The organism is Pseudanabaena sp. PCC 7367 (assembly GCF_000317065.1).
In the GTDB taxonomy this organism is placed as follows: domain Bacteria; phylum Cyanobacteriota; class Cyanobacteriia; order Pseudanabaenales; family Pseudanabaenaceae; genus Thalassoporum; species Thalassoporum mexicanum.
Map to the genome: position 1 here is coordinate 201,860 of NC_019701.1, position 21,180 is coordinate 223,039.

Sequence of the window (21,180 nt, forward strand, 5' to 3'; positions counted from 1 at the left end):
TGCACAAATCAAATTTATTAGATATTGATTTTAGATATTGATTAAAGTTAATTAAACTAAGTTGGTATTGGTAGTATTAGTCTTTATCGATCGGTTGAATTGATAGAGAACCATCAGAACCATCAGAACCATCAGAATAGCCAGATTTAGTTGTTCCTGAATACCCTTATAATGTAGGGCTTTAATCTGGGGTTTTAAGACGGGGTTTTAATCTGAGGCTTTAATGCATAGGCTTTAATGCATAGTATGATCACGGCTAAGTCTGCGATCGCTAAACCATCCCATATTCTCTACCTATCCATAAAGATAACTCAATAGGAGCAATGGTTACAGGCATTTTCATCGAGGCAATTTAGAGGGTGGCTATCAGGTAATAGGTCTCTAACCGAATGTGATAGCAAGCCATATTCGGCAATAACTAAAACTACAGCAAGATTATATTAGCTGCTTAACTTCAATGCTCAATCTTCCGGGCTTTCGCATCTCCCACCAGGTTAGTCATAACTCTAAACGGGTTATTTTTCGTGGTGTGCGTACGATCGATAATCTGCCAGTTTTGCTGAAGTCCATCCCCGATGAATACCCCAGCCCCACCAAGATTTTAAGGCTCAAACATGAGAGTACGATCGCCCGCAACTTAAATATTCCCGGCATTGTTAAAGCTCTGACTCTGATTAATAGCGCCCCAGCTCCCGTAATCGTGCTGGAAGATTTTGATGGCATCTTGCTCAAGGATTTACTCAGCGATCGGCGATTCACACTGCGTGAATTTCTCGAAATCATGATTCAGCTCACCGAAACCCTATCCGCCCTCCACCAGCAAAACATCATCCACCGCGATCTCAATCCCTACAGCATTTTAATTAATCCAACCACTTTGCAGGTAAAGATTGTTAATTTCATGTGTGCGGCTTCCCAATTAGCAACACTCAATCAGGTGATGCGCACCACCTCCTATGCGGATCTGCCGGATGGCAATCTGGCCTATGTCTCGCCGGAGCAAACTGGGCGCATGAATCGCAGTGTGGACTATCGCACTGATTTTTATTCCCTGGGGATTACCTGTTATGAGTTGCTCACTGGACATCTTCCCTTTGATCAACTCGATGCCCTGGAACTGGTGCATTGCCACATTGCCAGACAACCAGCCGATGTCCAAGAGGTCAATCCAGATATTCCTGTTGTGCTTTCAGACCTGGTAATGAAGCTGATGGCCAAAAATGCCGAAGAAAGGTATCAGACCGCCTGGGGGCTCAAATCCGATCTGCAAGAATGCCTGCGTTTGTTGGTGGAAGACGGCGATCGCCCCTTCATTCCCACGTTCCCCTTGGCCGAGCATGATCTAGCCAGCCATTTTCAGATCCCAGCCAAAGTCTATGGCCGCGATCGGCAACTGCAACAAATTGAAGCGGCGTTTGAGCGCACTAGCACAGGGGCAGCAGAGATGTTGTGGATATCTGGCCAGGCAGGTTTAGGCAAAACTACTTTGATCAAGGAGGCCTGTCAGTTTATTGCCCAACAGCGGGGCTATTTTATGCTGTGTAAGTTTGATCAATATCAACGTAATATCCCCTACGGCCGCTTGATCGCTGCTTTTAGTGAGTTTATTCGCACTATTTTGACCGAAACCGAAGCCCAATTGCAACGCTGGCGCGAGATTTTGTTAGAAAACCTGGCGGGGAATGGGCAGGTGATTGTGGACATTATGCCAGAGTTGGAAATTATTATTGGCAAGCAACCATCCCTACCAGCCCTGGGTGCGATCGAATCGCAGAATCGGTTTAATCTGGTCTTCCAGAACTTTGCGCGGGCGTTTTGTCGGATTCACTATCCGCTGGCAATTTTCTTTGATGGCTTGCAATGGGCTGACCCCACTACTTTGAATCTGCTAGAGCTGATCATGATGGATAATCAAATCCATTCTTTGCTACTGGTCGGTGCCTATAGACCCTCAAAGGTAACCTTGCATGAAGAGCAGTCTCCTAGCGTAAAGCCAGAAACTCCAACTAACTCAGCTAATCATAGCGATCGCCTCCTCTTGGCAACAATCGCCCGGATCGAAGCCATGCAGAGCCATCCGGTCAGTGCGATCGACCTGCCGGCTTGGCAACGGCAGCAAGTAGTTCAGCTTCTGGCAGATACGCTGCATACTCAGGCTGAGAACGTGGAACCACTGGCAGAGGTAGTTCTAGCCAAAACCCTCGGCAATCCTCTGTTTGTGATTGAGTTTATTCAGCAACTGGCCGAGCAAAAAGTAATTCAGTTCAATGCCAAAAGCATTAGTTGGCGCTGGGATCTAAGTCAAGCTGAACGGCTGAGTATTACTGATAATGCCGTAGATTTGATGGTGGCAAAGTTACAAAAGTTGCCCACTGCTACCCACGATCTTTTACAGGTGGCGGCCTGCGTTGGTGATGCGTTTGGAGCCAAGTTTCTGGGGATGATCGTGGATTGCGACCCCGCCGCGATCGAAAATCAATTAATCCCTGCCACCAAGGCTGGTCTCTTGGTGCAATATTATTTAATTGAAACCAGTGATCAAAAGTCGCTCTCGTTTTTATTTGGCGAAGAAGTTGAATATCGATTTGCCCACGATCGGGTACAAAAAGCGGCCTATGCCCTGCTGGAAGATCAACGTCAGCAACAATTGCATCTCCAGATTGGCCGAGTAGCGCTGGCTAAATATGAACAGCACCCCACCAGTGCAAGCGAACAAATTTTTGATATTGTGGAGCAACTCAATTTGGGGCAAGAGTTAGTTCACAATCGCCAGGAAAAACATCAATTGGCGCGTTTGAATTTGTTGGCTGGGCAACGGGCAAAGCAAGCCACCGCCTATGCCCTGGCGATCAATTATTTTCAAGTTGGTACTGATATTTTGTTGCATGATTGCTGGCAGACTGAGTATCAGCTTGCCTTTGAGCTATTCCGCGATCGGGCAGAGTGCGAATATTTATGTGGCAACTTTGCCGCAGCAACGGAATTTTTCCAACTGTGCCTGGAACATGCCCAAAATGTTCAAGATCGGATCGATATTTATATCATCCAACTGGTGCTATGGATCAATCAAAACCGCAACCTGGAAGCGATCGACCTTGGCCGTGATGGTCTTCAACAATTAGGGCTTGAGCCGCTGCCCAGACATCCCGATCGTGATTTGATTTTGCAGCGCGTCAACCAGATCAAAGCTCAAATTAAGCTGACCCTGAGTAGCCATAACCTGGCGCAAATTGAAAACCTGGTGGACTTGCCCAATATGCAATCGCCAACCCTGCAACAGGCGATGAAGCTGATGCAATATATGGCAGCGGCAGCAATCCGGTGCGATCGCAGTTTTTATATTCTAGTGATCCTGGCAATGGTGCAGCTTTCGTTGGAGCATGGCAACTGTGGCACTTCGGTCTATGCCTACTCCGCCTATGGTTCAATTTTAGGGGCTGGGTTTAATGAATATGAAAATGGCCATCAATTTGGCAAGGCTGCTCTGGCATTAAGTGATAAGTTTTCCACCCTGGCCGGGATCAGTCATTTCAGCTATGGTGGCTTCATTGGTCATTGGCGACGACCCTTCAGTGAATGCCTACAATATCTAATCCATGCCTTCCAACTTTGCGCCGCTAGTGGTGAGCTGCTATATGCCGTATATACGCTGGTTTTGATCGCCGAGACAGCGATCATCAGCGGTACGTCCCTGGGCAATGCCTTTAATGAGGTGATGCGCTGTAAACAATTGGCTCAGCAACGGCAGTATGAAGCGATCGTCAATAATGCCCTGGTGATGCAACAATATGTGCTTTGCTTACAGGGGCAAACCGATAGTGTCACTGACTTTAGCGATCGCCATATGGATGAAGCTAGTCTGTTCGATCGCTTACATCACTCTGGCCAGGCCGATAGTGCCCTCAGCCGCTACTACATCTACAAAGCCCAGTTACATTATTTATTTGAACAATATGATCATGCCCTAGAGTGGATTATCAAATCTCGCCAAATTATTGATATTCACTTTGGCGTGGCGATCTTTGCCGAGCATTTTTTCTATGAATCGTTGATTTTAGCGGCGATCTATGACTCAGCCGAGCTAGACGAGCGCCGTGATTATTCCCGCTTGCTCAAACACAATGAACGCCGGTTGGCACGCTGGTCTCAGAACTGTCCGGCTAATTTTCGAGCCAAGCATTTATTATTAAAGGCAGAAATTGCCCGCATTTGTAATCGACAACTGCTGGCGATCAACCTCTATGACGAAGCGATCGCCGTCGCCAAGCAATATAAATTTATCCAGATCGAAGCCCTGGGACTAGAACTGGCGGCCAAGTTCTGGCTAGCTCAACAAAAATTTGACTTTGCCCAACTCCTGTTTAAAAAAGCCTATTACACCTATCAAATATGGGGTGCAGCCGCCAAAGTTAGCCACTTGGAAACTGCCTATGCCCAAATGCTGGCCACCACCTTTCGTCAGGCTAGTAAGGAGAGCACCGATTACGGTCATGGCTCGCTGGATATTGCCACCGTGGTTAAGGCGGCTCAGACGATCTCCAGTGAGATTGTGGTGGATAAGCTACTGGCAAAACTGATGGTAATTATGCTGGAAACAGCCGGGGCAAGTAGAGGTTGTCTAGTATTGTTGCGCCAGCAGAGTTTGTATATTGAAGCCGAGGCGATCGTCAATCAGCCTGAGGTGGCGCGACCATCAATCCCAGTGGCCGAGAGTGATTATTTACCGCTGAGCATCATTAACTATGTAGCCAGGGTAAAAGAACCAGTTTTGTTGGATAATGCGCTCCAGCTAGGTCGATTCACCCAAGACCCGCAGGTGCAGGCTCAACAGATGCAATCGGTGTTGTGTTTGCCAATTATCAACCAAGGCAAGTTTTTGGGCTTGCTATATTTAGACAATAATCTGGTGGTGGCAGCCTTTACGCCAGAGCGACGCGAGGTATTGCAAATTCTCTGTGCCCAGGTGGCGATCTCCCTGGAAAATGCCAAGCTGTACGAAGAACAGGGCAATTATTCGCGGTTGTTGGAACAAACCGTGGCTGAGCGCACCAAAGAACTAGAACAAGAAATCCATGAACGCAAGCGAGCCGAAACCGCACTGCAAGCCTCGGAGGCAGAACTAAGAGCCCTGTTTGCCGCGATGACCGATGTCATTTTTGTCACCGATGCAAATGGCAATTTTATTCGGATCGCCCCTACCAATCCGAAGTACCCTTCGCGCCGTCTGGATGAGATTGTCGGCCAAAACATGAGCGAATTTTTCCCCGATCGCCAAGCCCTTAAATTTCGCACCAGGATTCAACAAACCCTGAATAGCCAAGCGACTCAGAACATAGAATATGAGATGAACCTGGAGGGGCGAAAAGTCTGGTTTGCGGCCATTCTCTCACCCATTTCGCGCACTGAGGTAATTTGGGTGGCCCGTGATATCACCGATCGCAAACTTTCTGAGCAAGCCTTGCAAGAGAGTATGGCCAGGTTGGAGAGCGCTAACCAGGAAATTACCTTGCTGAGCGAACAGCTCAAGGCTGAGAATCTGCGTATGAATGCGGAGCTAAACATCACTCGTCAACTGCAACAAATGATGTTGCCCAAGGAAGCGGAACTCAGGCAAATTCCAGGGTTGGATATTGCTGGATTTATGGAGCCGGCCCAGGAAGTAGGGGGCGATTACTATGATGTGCTCAGCCATAATGGACGGGTCAAAATTGGCATTGGTGATGTGACTGGCCACGGGTTGGAAAGTGGCATGTTGATGGTGATGGTGCAAACGGCAGTACGCACTTTGCTCTTGGATGAGCAAACTGATGGCAATCGCTTCCTTAATGCAATCAATAAGGCGATTTACCATAACGTACAACGGATGAATTCAGACAAGAATTTAACCCTGGCCTTACTAGACTATGAGGTGGTGCCGCAGGGAGGACGCTTGCAGATGTATGGTCAGCATGAAGAGGCGATCGTGGTGCGAGAGGGTGGCCAAATTGAACGCATTGATACGATCGATTTGGGATTCCCGATCGGCCTGGAACCAGACATTGCTGAATTTGTTGGCCAAACTGGAATTGATTTAGCCCCAGGGGACTCGGTGGTGCTCTATACCGATGGCATTACGGAAGCCGAAAACCCCGCCCATCAGCAATATGGGATTGAACGTTTGTGTGAAATGGTGCGGCAAAACTGGCATCAAAGTGCCGATCGGATGCGAGAGCTAGTGATCGAGGATGTGCGCCGCCACATTGGTACTCAGCGGGTTTTTGATGACTTCACCCTGCTGGTGCTCAAGCAAAAGTGAGCTTATGATTACTTGGCAAGCAAACATGAATGACTAGCTCACCAATTCTCATATTTAATAATCTTGGTGCAAGATCTTCAGTTTATGACTTTAATTTAATCAAGAGTGATTAGGTTCTATTAAATCCATTCATATTCCTGATCGAGGAACGGCTCTAATTTAATCATCTCTCATGATTTGGCGATGGCTGTAGCCTCAGAAATGGGAACGAGAAAGAACACAGCAAAAGAAGATACTCACAATTTCGATCGCCTCATTATATTTAGCAGTTCACTATCAGAATTTTTAAATTGTTAAACATAGTTAAGTAACCTGATAACTCAAGCCTAAATTTATAATTTTATTGATAGCTGAGCCATAACTAACGGCATTAATGGGTAGAATTGAATCAATATCACGATCGGCGAATAAATCTATGGTGAGAATAATCACATCCACAAAGATATTCTCATCACAGGTAAATGCGATCGCAGGGTGGACACTAAAAAAGCATTACAAAAACCTTAGATGTACTTTACCTGGACAGAGTTTTAAACTATGGCAATTATTAATGTTGACATCACTACCGATGAAAATGATGGCATTGGTGTTGGTGCAGGAACTAGCTTGCGCGAAGCAATTATTGAGGCGAATACCAATGTAGATGCGATCGATACGATCAATCTGGTTGGTGGTCTCACCTATAACCTGACGCTTTCAGGGGCGAATGAAGAAGCGGCAGCCTTCGGTGACCTGGATATCCTCAACAACAACAATATTACAATTCAAGCATTGGGCGGTGGGAATGCCACGATCGATGCTAGCACTTTAGCAGCCGGCGATCGGATTTTTGATATCGTCAGCAGTGGTGTTACTTTAAACTTGCTTAACCTCGATCTCACTGGTGGTGATGTCAGTGGTGATGGTGGGGCAATTCGGATCAGTTTTAGCGCTGATGCCACGCTCAATATCACCGACAGTAATATCACTGGTAATACGGCGAGTAGTGATGGTGGTGGTATTCAGACTTATAACAACGACTTTATTAATATTAGCGGCACCACAATCAGTGGCAACAGTGCCGGCACCTCTGGCGGTGGACTTCAGGCTCAGGATAATAACAGTGTCACGATCGATGACAGTGTAATTTCTAACAATAATGTTGGTTTTTCCTCCGGTGGTGGCCTCTTTTTTGATGATAATAATACCGTCACGATCACAGACACCACGGTTTCTGGGAACAGCGCTGTTGAGGATGGGGGCGGTATTTTATTCGACCAGAACAACATCGTAAGCATTACCAGCACCACTGTTTCCAATAACACTATTTCTGGTGGTAGCATTGGCTCTAATGGTGGTGGCATTTTTGTGGGTGGAGGGATCAATAGCGATATTGAGATTTCCAATTCCACGATCAGTAGTAATACTGCTGATGAGGATGGCGGTGGGATCTTTTTTGCCGCTAATGCCAGTGAAGGTTCACCGCCGATCAATATCAGTAATTCCACGATCGCCCTTAACCTTGCTCTGGCTGGTGGTGGGGTTTTTATTGGTGCAGGCGATACCAATGTGCAATTCGACAATACGATCGTTGCCACGAATAATGCTGCTGAAGGTTCCGATATTTTTGATAGTGGTGCCACTGTCACCAGTAATGGCTTCAACCTAATTGGTGACAACACCAGTGTCGGAGCTACTTTCCCGGCTGGCAATCCCAATGGCAATAACGACATTGTGGGTACTAATGCTGTACCGATCGATCCGTTGCTTGGCCCCTTGCAAAACAATGGCGGTCTAACTGAAACCCATGAGCTATTGGCTGGCAGTCCCGCGATCGATGCTGGTGATCCTGGCTTTACTGCTCCGCCTGACTTCGATCAACGTGGTGCCGGGTTCGATCGGATCGTCAATGGCATTGTGGATATTGGTGCCTTTGAATCTGGTAATAATGGTGGTGGTGAAATTGACCTCAGTGTAATTAAAACCCCTGCCCCTGGCGCTGATCTGACTCCGTTACCCGGCGCGCAAATTACCTACAACATTGAGGTTGCCAATGTCGGTGATGCGAATGCTGAAAATGCATCAATTTCTGATATCTTCCCTGCTGAATTGTCCGGAGTGGAATGGTCATTCACTGACAGCGAAGGCACTCCGTTTGAGGGGAATGGCGATCTGAATGTTGATGGCGTAGTAATCAATGGTGGCGATACGGTTACGATTACTGCCACTGGCCATGTTGATTGCGATTTAACCGATGGCACAATCACCAATACGGCTAACGTCTCGGTGGTGGGCGATGTAGAGGAAGCTAATCTGGCCAATAATACTGATACCGATAGCAGCTTTAGCCTTGCCGCGAACTCACCTGGAGTGGTTAACTTTGGCAATAGTTTCTTTGGTACTCCCAATAGTGACGTGATTATCGGCAATGCCAATAACAACAACATTAATGGTAATGCTGGGGACGATCGCCTATTTGGTAGTGCTGGTATCGATCGCATCAATGGGCAAGCTGGCAATGACCTGGTTGTTGGTGGTTCTGGGAACGACTTCCTCAATGGTGGCACAGGCGATGATACGCTTGATGGCGCTTGCACCACCTTGGGCGTTGGTCAGATCGATCGGCTCACTGGTGGCGGTGGCGATGGTATGGATACCTTTATTTTGGGGAATGAACTAGGTGCATTCTACGTGGGTAATGGTAATGCTGACTTTGCTTACCTGACTGACTTTGCCACTGGCATGGATACGATCCAGTTGGCTGGGGCACTAGAAGACTACACCTTTATGCAAACCACTGTGAATAATATTTCTGGGCAAGGCATCTTCCAGGGTGGCGATCTGGTGGCGATCCTGCAGCAATCTAGTGCAGCGCCTGGGGATTTTGTATTTGTTTAGCTAAGTTAGCCAGCTAACGGTCAAAGTTAATAATCTAAAACATGGCGATCGTTTTTCTACTTAATTTCTATGTAGGCAGAGGGGCGATCGCTCAACTAATCTAGATTGCTGAATAGGTTTAGATCGGGGAGGTGGAAATTTAAGATTGTGATCAAAATGTTCTAATATGTGATTTTTAGTCTTAGTATTGTATTGCTTTTAAACATTTATCCTTGATAGTGAGGAGCTTTAACTGAATGGCGGTAATTAACGTTACAACGACGCTGGATGAAAATGATGGCGGCCTTGGTCTTGGCGCTGGTGATAGTTTGCGCGAAGCGATCATTGAAGCGAACACTAATGCCGACGCGGTCGATACGATCGTCCTGGTCAGTGGTCTTACCTATACTCTGACCATTGCTGGCGTTGGTGAAGACTTGGCCGCAACTGGCGATCTCGATATTAATTCAGTTGTGGCTAATGCCAACATCACAATCGAGACCGATGGCGCTGCACAAGCCACGATCGATGCTGCTGGCTTAGATCGGGTGTTTGATGTGCGTAATGGCGATGCCACGGTTAACTTCATTGGCCTGACCATTACTGGTGGTGATGTAGCAGCCCGTGGTGGTGGGGTGCGACTGGTCAATAATGCCACCTTGAATGTGACCGACAGCACGGTTACTGGTAACACCGCTGGTGATGGTGGTGGAATCGGTGGCCGCAACGGCAACATCATCACGATTACTAATTCAGAGATTTCTGGTAATACTGCCGATGATGGTGGTGGAATTTATGTCTACGATACCAGTGGCATGAATCCCGCGCCCAGCCTGACTATCACTGGCAGTGTGATCAGTGGTAACACTGCCACTAATGATGGTGGTGGAATTTATGTTTATGAAGACCACACCGTAACAATCACTAATTCGCAGATTACTGGTAACAGTGCTGGCGATGAAGGTGGTGGGTTCTACACCGATGACTATAACACTGTCACGATTACCAACAGTACATTCAGTGGTAACACTGCCAATGATGATGGTGGTGGTGCCCATTTTGAAGATGAAAATACTGTCTCGATTACTACCAGTACATTCAGTGGTAATTATGCCAATGATAATGGTGGTGGGATTTATTTTGAAGACGATAACAATTTCACGATCGACAGCAGCACGATCGACACCAACACTGCCGATGATGGTGGTGGCATCTACTTTGATGATGGCAATACGGCCACAATTGTGCAGAGCACGATCAGTGGCAACAGCGCTCTCCAGATGGGTGGTGGTATTTACATCGAAGATGCAGATAACAACGATATTACAGTCAGCCACAGCACGATCGCCTTTAACACTGCAACCACTGGTGGCGGCGGTATCTTTATCGATCCTGGTAATGCCACACTGACGATCGACAACACGATCGTGGCTGCAAACGTTGATCCGGCTACTCCAGATATCGACAACGGCGGTACGATCGTTACCAATGGCTTTAACATCATTGGTGATAACACCGGTGCAGTGGCCGACTTCCCGGCTGGCATTCCCAACGCCAATGATGACTTTGTGGGCACGGCAATGGACCCGATCGATCCGGGCTTGGCTCCCCTGGCCGACAATGGTGGCCCGACTCAAACCCATGCCCTTGGTGATGGCTGTAGCTTAGCGATCAACAATGGTGATCCTAACTTTGTGGCTCCGCCTGACTTCGACCAGCGTGGTATGGGTTTCGATCGCGTCTTTGGTGGCCGGATTGATATTGGTGCATTTGAATTGCAAAACTCCGCTGGCGTTCTGGTCTTTGGTAATACTTCCTTTGGCACGCCCGGCTCTGACACGATCGTCGGTGATGCCAATAACAACACCCTCAATGGCAACGGTGGTGATGACAGCCTGTTCGGCAGTGATGGCATCGATCGGGTCAATGGCGGTTTAGGTAATGACTTCCTTGGTGGTGGCCTGGGCAATGACTTCCTCAACGGTGGGGCAGGCAACGACACAATGGATGGCGCTTGCGGCGGCACTGGCACTGGAGAATTCGATCGCCTCACTGGTGGTGGCGGTGCTGGTGCAGATACGTTTATCCTCGGCGCTAGCTTTGGTTCGTACTATCTCGGTAACGGTGATGCTGACTTTGCCTACATCAGCGATTTCAACTCTGGTGTGGATACGATCGTGCTGAATGGTGTGTTGGCCGACTACACGTTTGTGCCGAATACCACGGTAAATAATCTCACTGGTCAGGGCATCTTCAACGGTGGCGATCTGGTGGCGATCGTGCAGCAGCAGATGATTAACACCGTCACTGATTTGGTGTTTGTCTAAGTCTAGTCAGCTTGCTGGAAAAGTTAATAATCTAAAACATGGCGATCGCTTTTCTCTTTATGCAGAGGGGCGATCGCTTTTAACTATTATTTATTCATGCCAATTCTTTAACGGCGACTGAGAAAGAACATTAGTGGATCGCACTGGAACCATTACCAGAACTAATGCCGATCGGCTGGAGCACATCCCGATTCAGGATCGACATCAAATTCATACCAAACTTGATTCCAGCTTTCTCAAAGGCATTCTTAAGACGGCGACGATATTCGCGTACTACTTTGCGATAGATCCCCGGCTTGGTTTCAAACCTTAAGCCCACGCTATAGCCAAGGGCATCGATATCTTCTACACCACGAATTTCTGATTCAATGATTTTATCGCTCCAGAATGGATCGGCGCTCATTTCATCGGCCACCTGTTTAATCACCTGGTAGGCATAATCAACTTCGGTGGAGTGATCAACATAGATATAAAGTTTATAGCGTGCCCAATCCTTGGAGAGGTTATTCACCAGCCTAATATCGCTGTTGGGCAGGGTGATCAAGTTTCCCTGGCGATTGCGCAGCGAAGTAGTCCGCAAGTTCATTTTCTCAACCCGGCCAAAGGTTTCATTGAGAATTACAAAATCACCGATCGCATATTGGTCTTCTACCAGAATCAATGCACCGCTAATTAAATCCCGCACCAGGGTTTGCGCCCCCAAAGAAACCGCCAAACCTAGAATCCCTGCCCCAGCCAGAATTGGCGCAACTGGAATCCGCAGGCAATAGAGCACAAACAGGATGGTAAACAACCATAAAAGAGTATTAATGCCCGCCTTGACGATCGGCCCAAAGCTATTGATGCGCAGGTTCCAGCGTTGCATCATATCTTCGTTAATCGATTCGCGTTTAGCCCATTTATCCAGGGAGCGATCGATCCAAATTGAACTATAGCTGGCGGCTGGACGCACCATTAAGATTACGATCACCATCAATGGCTGCGAAAGAATAAAGAATTGCAGCCAGCGGCTATAGGGGAATAATCCCACAATCCAGGCAATCCCACCAAACCAGATCACAACATGGGCAATTTGCAGGATTATACGTCGGAAGTTATAGCGATTTACCTGGCGAGTGCATTGCACCTCATGGCCAATAATCTGCTCCATCACATACTGACGCTCGTCGGTGATATCTTCTTCCTCGGCCAAATTCTTCTGGTGGGTGTCCGCCAGTTCTTTCGCTTTTTGTTGGTTTACAGCTTTGGATTGCCCCCATTGATGATTGAGTCGTTTTTGAATAAAAAACAAGATCGTACTAGCGCCAATCATCCCCATAATTGCCAGGACACTGTAAAGGGCATGACGCTGCAAATAAGCTGGCTGGCGCTCGAGCATGGCACGGATCAAAGCATCGTGGAGAATATGCACAATGTGATCGCCCGATTCCGCCAGGGTCAGGCCACAGACGGTGGCATCAATTTGGGTCAGGGTCAGTAATTTAAATGGTTCGGCTAGATCTAAACCGCTGACTAAAAAGATTTCGGCATTATCATTGGCAGTAAGCTCATAAATAATTTCCAGATTGTTAATATCTATGCCCCGATCGATCGCCAGTTTCAACCTTTCTTCGATCACCCCGATTTTGGTATCTACTGGCCTGGGAATCCCAGGAACATTTGTCCCAGCCGATTCTGCTCCCACCGAAAACAGGTTATGTCCATCCAACATAATTGGCGCGTAGACAATATTACCGATCTGGCCGGCGGTGTTGACCACTGGGCGATCATTGACAAAAAGTTGATTACCCGGAAATGGCAGTTGGGCAGATAGGGGCAAGGGATTAACGGCGGCGATCGCCATACAAACCAGGCAGCCGATCAAAGCCGAGCGCAAAAACCTCAGCAACCGATTGACTCGATTGAATTGTCTGGTTGGTGACCAGGTAAGTAGTCGTCGCTTTAGCGCCGGAGCCAGAAATTGAGTAAGATAATGCTGCAAGAGAGATAGAATCTGCATCGGACTAGCCTTAATTCAATGATGAAATGTTCAACATTTGTGCCCATAGTGCTGCCTTGATTTTGCCAGATCTGGATTAAATTAGATTAAAAAACAGTGAAGATGAGTAAAGAAATCATTTATACCGTCAAAGCTCCTAAACCAGTTGGCCCCTATAGCCAGGCGATCGCCGCGCCCACCAATGGCAAGATGGTGTTTTTGTCGGGGCAAATTGCGATCGACCCTACCACTGGCCAGGTATTAAGCGATGCTGATGTGCAAACCCAGACCAAGCAGGTGTTTGAGAACCTGAAGGCGGTTCTGGCTGAGGCTAATGCGGGTTGGGCAGATGTGGTGAAAACTACGGTTTTTCTGGCTGATATGAATGATTTTGCGGCCATGAATCAGGTTTATGCTGAATATTTTGATACCTATGCCCCGTCGCGGGCTTGCGTGGAGGTGGCCAGATTGCCAAAGGATGTGTTGGTGGAGATCGATTGTATTGCGATCGTGGCCTAGTCGCTTTGGGCATAGCGGGTGGAGATTATGCATAGCCAAAGCATAGTTAAGTTAGCTAACTTATTTATTAGCAGACTCAAGCATCCTGGATTTGCTAGGTTAGACTAGAAATCGGAATTGGCATAGGTTGATGAAGTCAAAAGCAACAGTTAAGTTCTTAGCCTGTCTGGCGATCGCCGCATTGACAATTGCTGGTACTTCTAGCTTGCAGCTCAATCCCTGGCTAGAAACCTATTTAAATATCTTGTTACTAGAAGGCACTGTGGCCGGGGTCTATTTCCTAATGCCCTGGCTGTCGAGCCGATTCCAAGATCTGGATTAATAACTTAGTAGATTGGGTAGAGTGGATTAGTGGGTAGATTAGGTAAACTAAGCCGATCGATTAATTGGAGTCATTGGCATTAGTTTATTCATCTTATGTAGTTTTATCTGGTTTGATCGAGCTAGTAGATAGATTGATTAAGTAATTAGAGTCTTGGCAGAAAGCAATTTAAGTAACTCCCATAAGCCATGAAGAATAGAGGCATCACCGTTCTGCTTTGCTTTTTCCTGGGTGCGTTTGGCGTACATAGGCTATATCTAGGCCAAGTTACAGCAGGGCTACTGTATTTTTTGTTTTTCTGGACTGGCATTCCTTTCTTGCTTGCCATCCTGGATTTCTTTATATTTTTATTCATGAGTGATGCCGATTTCGATCGCCGCTTTAATGGCACTACTGGTCTGATCAATAAAATTCATTCCGCCGCCGATACTACCAGTGCCCTAGCTGAACTTAAAAATCTCTATGATATGGGTGCGCTCACTGCCGAAGAATATGAACAAAAGCGCCGCAAATTGCTCGATCGACTCTAGGCCAAACTTTAGGGCAATGCCAGCTTGAATCTTAAGTTCTAAGTTCTAGGTTGCCTAAATAGCCTGAATCTTATGAGTATTGATTAACCCATGATCAACAATTCACCCGATCGATTCTAAACAACGAGCAGGGCTTGACATAGGCTAATAATACGAATCGGTAGAAGGCTTAAGTCTCAATTGGCACAAGCTCAGCCCAATTCTTACCGTTCAATTTTTACAGCGCTTGAATCGCTATCAGCCTTTTTAATTTGGCTGTAAATTGATTCTCAATGATCTCAATGACTTTAAATGATCGCAATTTTATAGTCATTTGTGGTTTAAGTCTGTGATTACCACGATCGACCTGGCTAGCTAATACTTTTTAAACTTGCTAAACAAATTGGGCATCCTAAAAAAAACATTCTAAGAAACATATTGACCTGGCTTTGCAGTCATAGAATTAATAGAGTCAAGCTTTATTTATTTAATTTATTGCTATTGATTTTTGCTTTTTGGCGAGTTGGTGAAAAATATTGCCCGAACAAAACTCCCCCGATTGGTTTAAGCGCACCCCCAATTGGGTCTGGTATGCGATGATCCCGGTCTTTGGTGGCCTGGCACTCGTTTATGCTGGCCTCAAAGTTCGCACCAAAGAATGGATTGGCATGGGGCTGGCATTTGTGGCTGTGGCGATCGCCGCCAATAGTTTTGGCTGGGTTGCGATTGCTGGCCTGGGGTGGATTGGTCAATTTGTCGCCGCCTATTCACTCAAGCAAAATTTCTTGATCAAAACCTACCCCAAAGATTTGCCGATCCCCCAGGAAGTAAAACTAGCTCAAATGATTACCGCTGGCCGCGATTCGGTCGAAATTAATAATTGCACCAAACATGAGTTGGTATATAACCTGGGTTTACCGATCGTCTATGCCAATGACATTATCACCATGCGTAACGAGGGTTATGTATTTACCCACGCGGAAGAGTTGACCGAGTTGATCGGCGTGCCCGAATTAACCGTGCAAAGGATCGCACCAATGCTCACCTTTAGTTACTTTAGCCGTGATGCAACTACTTCTTGGAAACGCATGAATGCCTTTTCGGCTCAGGAGTTAGCCGCTCAGGGGTTGAATGAAAAGGTGGCACTGGCAATTGTGGCAGAACGACAGCGCAATGGCGAATTCAGGTCACTGGTGGATGTCAAACGTCGCACTGGCATCCCGATCCAGGAATATAAATCTTTGATCTAGTTTTGGTCTAGTTTTGATCTGAGCGATCGCTAATTACGGCAACCGCTACTACTAGTTGATTGGCTAATCGATCTAACTTAGCTACTATAAAGATTAAACTGACCGTCGATCGAAATCTAGTCGTTAATTAGTTGGGTGATAAAGGAGTGCCAAGATCTACAAAACGCCGATCCGCCAGCAAAGTGAAGTCAAATAATAAAAATAATCAGGCTCAGCCAGATAGTTTTGATTTCAAATTTGATTTCAAGAAAACCTTTAAAAATATTCGCCCCTGGCTCTATATTGCGCTGGGGTCGATCGCCTTCACGCTCACTTCTACTGCTGATTTGCCACCTTTGATCAGGAATTATATGCTAATTGGCGAAGCACAGTTGGGTTTGATTTTTTTATACTTTTTTATTCGCAATGCGCGGCGGCGCGATCGGGATCAGTAATTTTTATGGTGCTGCCAAAGTGGCATAGTAAGCCTATGGTGCTGTTGGCGCGATCGTAGCCCTGTAAGTAGTCCTGTAAATCATCAATCCGGCGTTGGGAAAACTACCCAAACACTTGCCAATTAAACGTTTTGGGTAACGATTCTAGCTGATTTGAACAGCAAAATCGATCATACTCATACTTGATAGATCTAACAAGGCAATGAATCTGATTACCAATTTCGATCGTCTATAGCCTCAGCTATTGCGACATACCTGACTTGCAAATTATTACTACCAGCAGGCTAGAGCTTAACTAACCCTCACAGCCCTGGTTGATCCACTCCTATGCGATATTGTTTAAATCCTCGCTGCGTCGATCCGCGCAACCCTGATGATGCCATTTTTTGTCAAAATTGTGGCACCAAAATCCCCTTAGCCGATTGTTATTATGCGTTTCAACCACTGGGGCAAGGCCAGGCCACCCGCACTTTCTTGGCGATCGATGAATGCAAACCGTCTAAGCCCAAATGCATCATTAAACAATTTTCGTCGCAGCCCCAAGCTGGGATCAACTTCCAAGAAGCCACTGAACTATTTCGGCGCGAAGCCACCCGCTTAGATGAACTGGGCGATCATGAGCAAATCCCCCGCTTGCTAGCTCACTTCGAGGAAAAAGAGCGGCTCTGTCTGGTGCAGGAATATATTGAAGGACAAAATTTAGCCCAGGTAGCAGCAGCGTACGGCGCTTTTGGGGAAACCGAAATCAAGGACTTACTCACACAAATCCTGCCAGTATTGCGCTATATTCACAATCGCCGCATCATTCATCGTGATATCAAGCCCGCAAACATTATTCGCCGTGCCCAAGGCACTCAACTGGTGCTGGTTGATTTTGGTGCAGCCAAGCTCACCGTTAGTCCGATCAGTGGCGTGGCCAAAAAATCCGGCACCGTGATCGGCAGTGCCCGGTACGCTGCGCCAGAGCAAACAATGGGCAAGGCCACCTACGCCAGTGATATTTATAGTTTGGGTTTGACCTGCTTGAATTTATTGACGCTGGTTGATCCGTTTGATTTATATTCTGATCTTGAATATAAGTGGGTATGGCGCGATTATTTACCCAATAACAATCTAATTAGCGATAATTTGGGCAAAATCCTCGATCGGATGGTGGCCACGGAGCTAAATCAGCGTTATCAATCGGTGGCAGAGATACTGAAAGATATCGATCGCCCCGATGAAACTAACAACCAGGAAACAGATTATTTATTTTTATTCAATGAAGTAATCAGCCGCAACCTGCATCCCAAATCTAGCTCTGCTGCGAGTGCCAGTGAGCATAAGCAAAGTCAATCAGGTGGCTCAAATAATCAGTCGACCGTTCAGATTCCCCATATTCCTGATGTTTCCTCGGCTTCCACCTGGAGCGGGCAAAAGAAAAGCCGCGCGATCGCAATCATGCTTTGTTTCATTGGTGGCTGGGCGGGCTTGCAGAAGTTTTATTTGGGGCAAACTGGCTGGGGTGCTGGTTACTGTATCCTTACGGTGCTTTCTGGCGGGTTTATTCCCAGCATTCTGTCGATCGCGGAGGGGATTTATTTAATCAATATCTCCGATGCGGATTTTGCCCGGATCTATGGCGTTGAACTGATTGAACCCAGCAACCGTCGTCCTCGCTATCCAATCTCTGGTAGCAATGGCAGGTCAGGAACCAAAACAGCTAGACATAATCTGGGCTCGGAGCCGCAAAATCTATCAAAGCGGGACATTCTAGCGGCCTTGGCTGATTTAAAAGACCTCTACGATCGCGGCATCATCACCGCAGAAGAATACGAAGAAAAGCGACAGAAGTTTTTGCGATCGTTATAATTCAAATCGTTATAATTTAAATTAAGCAAGCTTGGTTCACAAACTCGAAACGACCTTCTTGCTCATTTGCTCTAAAAATACTGTGCAATCAAGTTAATCAGGCTTGCACATTGGTAAGCACATTGGCGGAATAGCTTGAATATTTAGCCTAGCGATCGGTCAAGCGCATACATATTTTGATATTTTCAATATCCATAATCAATATCCATAATGCTGATATTTCCATTTCTGGATTACTTAAACCGGATTACTTAAGAATGAATATTTCACCCATTGATGCAAAAATTCGATCAATTGCCGGAGTATCTAACTAGCAGGTTAAGCGATCGCTCAATTGTAAGACAATGTAAAGATTGTAAAGACATCTAAACAACTAGAAGAAAACATTAAAGCAGGCTCAATATCCCTAAACTAATCTTAATATATAGGCTGAGTAATTACTCTCCTTTAGGAAATTTGGGCAGCTCAGTCGGATTTAGATTTCTACTCTAGACTTAACAACTGACTAGATTTAATTAATTGCAGAAATTAATTGCAAATAAATTGATTGTTTTGGCTAGTCTGCTCAGTATTTGCGATCGTGATGATTCAATGATTAAAACAAGATGATTGAAATTGGCTCCGTTGGTCTTTTGTCTGGACTAGTAGCCAACCTGGACTAATAGCCAACCAATTGTTGATCGGTAATTCGGTAATAGGGTATTAAATGGCAGAATCTTCGTTCCCTTCTTATGGCTCGGTTAGTTCGGCTAACTCGACTAACTCTTCATCAGAAAATAATTCCCAAGCTCGCACCCTAGAGCCAGTTGTGGTGGTGCGGCGATTTGTATTTTCTTTGGCGATCGCCACTTTGTTCTTGATGGCGCTGGGTAGTGCCACCAGGGTAATGAACGCTGGTTTATCCTGCCCCGATTGGCCGCTTTGCTATGGCGAAGTGATTCCGGCGGCGCAGATGGATTTGCAAGTTTTCCTGGAATGGTTCCATCGTCTGGTGGCCTCTACAATCGGCTTCCTTACAATTACACTGGTGGGTTTGACGCTGTGGTGGCGGCGATCGCTCCCTAAATGGTTACCCTGGGCGGCTGGCTGGGCATTTTTGCTGGTTGTCTTTCAAGGCATTTTGGGTGGCCTCACCGTAACGCAGCTATTGCGCTTTGATATTGTGACTGCCCACCTGGGCACTGGCCTGCTGTTCTTTTGTACCCTGTTGTCGATCGGCATGTCGCTATTGCCATATCAACCCTGCCAAACCTCTGGCAAGTTGACCTGGATTGGTGGAACGGCGGCTGGTTTGGTCTATGGTCAGAGTATTCTGGGGGGTCTGGTGGCTTCGCGTTGGGCGGCTCATCAATGTCTGGCTGGAGCTGATTTATGCGCCGTCTTAAATAGTCACTTTGTGGGTGTTGTACCGGCGAGCCTGGCTACCCTGACTGTGGTGGTTTTGGCCTGGCGGACTCCAGCTTTGAATTCAATCTTACGCCGTTTGGCCTTTGGGGCAGGTGCCTTGCTTTGGATCCAGGTTTTGCTCGGTGTAGCCACCTATGCGTTGCGGCTTCAGGTTGAACCATTGACCGTGATGCACCAGGCGATCGGCGCAGCCTTGTTGGGCACATTGGTCAGTTTTACGGTATTGGCAATCCGCGATCGGAATTTTATGTCTAGCCCAGTAGCACCAATCGCATCAGTAGCAGCCGATTAATACTGATTAATACTGATTACGATTAATACCGATTAATTGTTAATTAATTAGTAATTAGACAATAATTATTCAGCAAACACCAGACTCCCTTCCAAGTATTTATTAGGAGCTTTTTGATGCAAGATTTTATCTTGACGAACGTCGCCAGTAATGGAGAAAAACGCAATCGTAATCTGGGTGAGGTGCTCTACAGCTATTATCAGCTAACTAAGCCTCGGATTATTGTGCTGTTGTTGATTACCACCGCTGGCGCAATGTGGATCGCTGCCGAGGGGCAAGTCGATCCAATTCTGTTATTAGTAACGGTTATGGGTGGTGCGTTTGCAGCCGCGTCGGCAAATACAATCAACTGCCTCTACGATCGTGATATTGACTACATCATGGAACGCACCCGCCTACGCCCGATCCCCTCTGGCAAGGTTAGCCCTCGTGATGCGATGCTGTTTGCCTGTGCCTTGGCTGGCCTGTCGTTTGGTTTGCTCTATACCTTTGCTAACCTTTTGGCGGCATTATTAGCCATGTCTGGAATCGTGACTTATGTGGGTGTATATACCCTCTGGTTGAAGCGATCGAGTACCCAAAATATTGTGATTGGTGGTGCGGCTGGAGCCATTCCGCCGTTGGTGGGTTGGGCGGCCGTAACTGGCGATCTAAGCTGGGCGGCCTGGGTCTTGTTTGCGATTATTTTTATCTGGACTCCGCCCCACTTTTGGGCTTTGGCGTTGATGATTCGAGATGAATATGCCCAGGTAAATGTGCCGATGTTACCAGTGGTGAAGGGGGAAGCCGCCACGACTAAGCAAATCCTGGCCTATACGTTTTTGATGCTGCCGGTTTCGTTGTTGCTGGTTTATCCACTGCATGTGATGGGGGTAATTTATGCGATCGCTGCGATCTATTTAGGTGGCCTGTTTATTCAAAAAGCCTGGATCTTAAATCAAACCCCTAGCGATCAGCAGATGGCTCGGTCTACCTTTAAATTCTCGATCTCCTACCTGATGTTGCTATGTGTGGCGATGGGGATCGATAGTCTGCCGATTACTCAGAATTTAATCAGTCAGCTCGGTGGATATTTGAGCCCATATGTTGCTGGTACCTGGCAGTTTATTGCTGCTCAGATGTGTACTGGCTCAGTCTAGA

The 21,180-nt window shown here is 46.8% G+C and carries 12 protein-coding genes; 11 read left to right on the top strand and 1 reads right to left on the bottom strand.

The features are described 5' to 3' along the window. Positions 1-457 precede the first annotated feature (457 nt). From PSE7367_RS00800 to PSE7367_RS00810, 3 genes are all read left to right on the top strand, one after another. A complete protein-coding gene (locus PSE7367_RS00800; RefSeq protein ID WP_015163451.1) occupies positions 458-6,295 on the top strand; it encodes a SpoIIE family protein phosphatase in 5,838 nt (1,945 codons plus the stop codon). Between the two features lie 537 nt (positions 6,296-6,832). Continuing rightward, positions 6,833-9,172, top strand: a complete 2,340-nt coding sequence (locus tag PSE7367_RS00805) for a choice-of-anchor Q domain-containing protein (protein WP_015163452.1) — start codon at positions 6,833-6,835, stop codon at positions 9,170-9,172. Between the two features lie 236 nt (positions 9,173-9,408). Further along, positions 9,409-11,478: a right-handed parallel beta-helix repeat-containing protein gene (locus PSE7367_RS00810; RefSeq protein WP_015163453.1), complete on the top strand. Its 2,070-nt coding sequence runs from the start codon at positions 9,409-9,411 to the stop codon at positions 11,476-11,478. Between the two features lie 130 nt (positions 11,479-11,608). Here the strand turns inward: PSE7367_RS00810 and PSE7367_RS00815 are convergent, their stop codons facing one another. Further along, the gene (locus PSE7367_RS00815; RefSeq protein WP_015163454.1) at positions 11,609-13,477 is read right to left on the bottom strand and encodes a mechanosensitive ion channel family protein; all 1,869 of its coding nucleotides are present in this window, start codon (positions 13,475-13,477) and stop codon (positions 11,609-11,611) included. A gap of 102 nt (positions 13,478-13,579) precedes the next feature. On the opposite strand from PSE7367_RS00815, the gene PSE7367_RS00820 reads away from it, so the two are divergent. The 8 genes from PSE7367_RS00820 (at position 13,580) to PSE7367_RS00855 (ending at position 21,179) form a co-directional block, all read left to right on the top strand. Beyond that, entirely contained in the window at positions 13,580-13,975 is a 396-nt protein-coding gene (locus tag PSE7367_RS00820; protein ID WP_015163455.1) for a RidA family protein, read from the top strand. 130 nt (positions 13,976-14,105) lie between these two features. Next, on the top strand, positions 14,106-14,297 hold the full coding sequence (locus PSE7367_RS00825) for a hypothetical protein (protein ID WP_015163456.1): 192 nt from the start codon (positions 14,106-14,108) through the stop codon (positions 14,295-14,297). A 188-nt stretch (positions 14,298-14,485) separates the two neighbouring features. Continuing rightward, the gene (locus tag PSE7367_RS00830) at positions 14,486-14,827 is read left to right on the top strand and encodes an NINE protein (protein WP_015163457.1); all 342 of its coding nucleotides are present in this window, start codon (positions 14,486-14,488) and stop codon (positions 14,825-14,827) included. Positions 14,828-15,342: 515 nt separating this feature from the next. Next, entirely contained in the window at positions 15,343-16,056 is a 714-nt protein-coding gene (locus PSE7367_RS00835) for a helix-hairpin-helix domain-containing protein (RefSeq protein ID WP_015163458.1), read from the top strand. 146 nt (positions 16,057-16,202) lie between these two features. Then, positions 16,203-16,490, top strand: a complete 288-nt coding sequence (locus PSE7367_RS00840; RefSeq protein ID WP_156800318.1) for a hypothetical protein — start codon at positions 16,203-16,205, stop codon at positions 16,488-16,490. A 327-nt stretch (positions 16,491-16,817) separates the two neighbouring features. Beyond that, complete coding sequence (locus PSE7367_RS19890) at positions 16,818-18,341, top strand: protein kinase domain-containing protein (protein ID WP_015163460.1); 1,524 nt, start codon at positions 16,818-16,820, stop codon at positions 18,339-18,341. 706 nt (positions 18,342-19,047) lie between these two features. After that, a complete protein-coding gene (locus tag PSE7367_RS00850) occupies positions 19,048-20,040 on the top strand; it encodes a COX15/CtaA family protein (RefSeq protein WP_015163461.1) in 993 nt (330 codons plus the stop codon). A gap of 116 nt (positions 20,041-20,156) precedes the next feature. Continuing rightward, positions 20,157-21,179: a heme o synthase gene (locus PSE7367_RS00855; RefSeq protein ID WP_015163462.1), complete on the top strand. Its 1,023-nt coding sequence runs from the start codon at positions 20,157-20,159 to the stop codon at positions 21,177-21,179. The last annotated feature ends 1 nt before the right edge of the window (position 21,180 follow it).

What these genes read in the sequence shown, in the direction of transcription:
- PSE7367_RS00800 (WP_015163451.1), top strand. Translation starts at nt 458, where the DNA reads ATGCTCAATCTTCCGGGCTTTCGCATCTCCCACCAGGTTAGTCATAAC.
- PSE7367_RS00805 (WP_015163452.1), top strand. Translation starts at nt 6,833, where the DNA reads ATGGCAATTATTAATGTTGACATCACTACCGATGAAAATGATGGCATT.
- PSE7367_RS00810 (WP_015163453.1), top strand. Translation starts at nt 9,409, where the DNA reads ATGGCGGTAATTAACGTTACAACGACGCTGGATGAAAATGATGGCGGC.
- PSE7367_RS00815 (WP_015163454.1), bottom strand. Translation starts at nt 13,477, where the DNA reads ATGCAGATTCTATCTCTCTTGCAGCATTATCTTACTCAATTTCTGGCT.
- PSE7367_RS00820 (WP_015163455.1), top strand. Translation starts at nt 13,580, where the DNA reads ATGAGTAAAGAAATCATTTATACCGTCAAAGCTCCTAAACCAGTTGGC.
- PSE7367_RS00825 (WP_015163456.1), top strand. Translation starts at nt 14,106, where the DNA reads ATGAAGTCAAAAGCAACAGTTAAGTTCTTAGCCTGTCTGGCGATCGCC.
- PSE7367_RS00830 (WP_015163457.1), top strand. Translation starts at nt 14,486, where the DNA reads ATGAAGAATAGAGGCATCACCGTTCTGCTTTGCTTTTTCCTGGGTGCG.
- PSE7367_RS19890 (WP_015163460.1), top strand. Translation starts at nt 16,818, where the DNA reads ATGCGATATTGTTTAAATCCTCGCTGCGTCGATCCGCGCAACCCTGAT.
- PSE7367_RS00850 (WP_015163461.1), top strand. Translation starts at nt 19,048, where the DNA reads ATGGCAGAATCTTCGTTCCCTTCTTATGGCTCGGTTAGTTCGGCTAAC.
- PSE7367_RS00855 (WP_015163462.1), top strand. Translation starts at nt 20,157, where the DNA reads ATGCAAGATTTTATCTTGACGAACGTCGCCAGTAATGGAGAAAAACGC.